Origin of the sequence: Qingrenia yutianensis (assembly GCF_014385105.1) — a bacterium.
GTDB classification, from domain to species: domain Bacteria; phylum Bacillota; class Clostridia; order UMGS1810; family UMGS1810; genus Qingrenia; species Qingrenia yutianensis.
The window spans coordinates 1-2436 of record NZ_JACRTE010000050.1 but is presented as its reverse complement, the minus strand read 5'-3'; the positions used below and the strand labels follow the sequence as shown (position 1 = coordinate 2436).

1 protein-coding gene is annotated in these 2436 nt (G+C 43.7%); it reads left to right on the top strand.

The genetic code is table 11. From position 1 onward, the window contains the following. On the top strand, window positions 1-2436 hold a 2436-nt coding region (locus H8706_RS11875; protein ID WP_394354577.1), incomplete at both ends, for a MutS N-terminal domain-containing protein.

The window sequence follows — 2436 nt, the reverse complement described above, 5'->3', positions numbered from 1 at the left end:
TATGGCTTTATACAGAGCTTTAATCGAGGAACGGTTTGAAAAAGAAAATCAACCGCAGCAGCCGTTCTCCGAATATCTTGCAGAGCTTCACAAAGACGATAACGGCTCAAAAACCGTTGTCCTTATTCCTCTCGGTGATTTTTACGAAAGCTACGGTGAAGATGCGGAAAATGCGGCACAGGTGCTTGATATAGTCTTAACCTCAAAACAAATTGAGGATAACACATACAAAATGTGCGGATTTCCGAAGCATATTCTTGACGAATACGCAAACAAGCTGCTCTATGCAGGGTATGATGTTGTAATTGCCGATGAAAACAGAAATTCGCACAGACTGCTGTCGGCAGATAAGATTATACTCGAACAGGCACAGCAAACGGAAAATGAGCCGAAGCAAGCAGAAACACAGCAGACGGAAGTGCAGACACCGGAGCCGGAGGAAAATGCCGAAATTCTTGTCGGAACGGAACTTACCATTGATGACCGCAAATTTGTTGTAGACAGCGTAAATACTGACTTTAACAAGGTGTCGTTAAAGGATATAACCTTTCAAAACAGTACGGGTTTTCCCATATTCCGAAGTGAGAGCATAGATTTTGTGAAAGGCATTATTGCCGAGCAGACAAAGCCGCAGATAACGGCGGAATTTCAAAAGGCAAAGCCGCAGAGAGTGCAAAATACGGTTATATATCCCGAAATACCGTTGTCGGAAAGACGAAATTTCCAAATTACAAATGATGAACTCGGTTACGGTACACCGAAAGAGAAATTTAAGAGGAATGTTGAAGCCGTAAATCTTTTGCATCAGCTTGAATTTGAGCATAGGTTGGCTACACCCGAAGAACAGAAGATATTATCACAGTATGTCGGCTGGGGCGGTCTTGCAGACGCTTTTGATGAAACCAAAGAAAATTGGTCGGAGGAATTTAAGGAGCTATACACCACTCTTTCCCCCGATGAGTATGAGCAAGCGAGAGCGTCAACACTTACCGCACACTTCACTCCGCCTGTTGTAATCAAGGCAATGTATAAGGCGCTTTCCAATATGGGATTTACGCAGGGTAACATCTTGGAGCCGTCGTGCGGAATCGGTAATTTTATGGGACTTATGCCGGAGAGTATGAGCGACAGTAAAATGTATGGTGTGGAAATTGACAGTATAACGGGCAGAATTGCACAGCAGCTTTATCAGAAAAATTCCGTTGCCATACAAGGCTATGAAAATTCCGAGCTTCCCGACAGCTTCTTTGATGTGGCAATCGGCAATGTGCCTTTCGGAGATTTTAAGCTGCTTGACAAGAAATACAACAAACATAATTTCCTTATTCACGATTACTTTTTTGCGAAAACTTTGGATAAGGTGCGACCGGGCGGTGTTATAGCCTTTATTACCTCCTCCGGCACTATGGATAAGCGTACTTCAAAGGTGCGTCGATATATTGCTCAAAGAGCCGATTTAATCGGCGCTGTCCGCTTGCCGAACAACACCTTTAAGAAAAACGCCGGAACAGAGGTTACGGCAGATATTCTGTTCTTGCAAAAAAGAGAGCGTATGACAGATATAATGCCCGAATGGGTGGAGGTTGCCGAACACGAAACGGGACAGTTTGTAAATAAGTATTTTCTTGATAATCCCGATATGGTTATGGGCGAACTTAAAGAGGTCAGCGGTCCTTTCGGTCCGACCCTTACCTGTGAGCCGAATGAGGATATTTCACTTGCCGAGCAGCTTGACGGTGCGATTCAAAATATTCACGCAAGCATAACGGAATACGAATTTGACGATGTTTCAAATGACGAGGAAATAACAATTCCGGCAGACCCGAATGTCAGAAATTTTAGCTTTACGGTTGTTGACGGAGATGTGTATTTCAGAGAGAACAGCCTTATGCGTAAGATTGAGCTGAACGCAACGGCAGAAAACCGTGTAAAAGGTATGATAGAGCTTCGGGACTGCGTGAGGACTTTAATAGAATATCAGACGGAAAACTATTCCGATGATGAAATTAAGGCACAGCAGGCAAAGCTCAACACTCTTTATGATAACTACACAAAGAAATATGGGCTTATCAATTCCCGTGGCAATTCTCTTGCTTTTTCGGAGGACAGCAGTTATTTTCTGCTCTGCTCATTAGAGGTATTGGACGAGTACGGCGAACTTGAGCGTAAAGCGGATATGTTTACAAAACGGACTATCCGTGCAAAGCACGAGGTAACAAAGGTTGATACGGCTGATGAAGCATTGGCGGTGTCGCTTGCGGAAAAGGCAAAGATAGATATTGCCTTTATGGAAAAATTATCGGGAAAAACCGAACAACAGCTGTATGAGGACTTGCACGGCGTTATATTCTTAAACCCCGAACACGAAATATCGCCGGAATATGAGCCGAAATATCTGACCGCAGATGAATACCTTTCGGGCAATGTTCGTGAAAA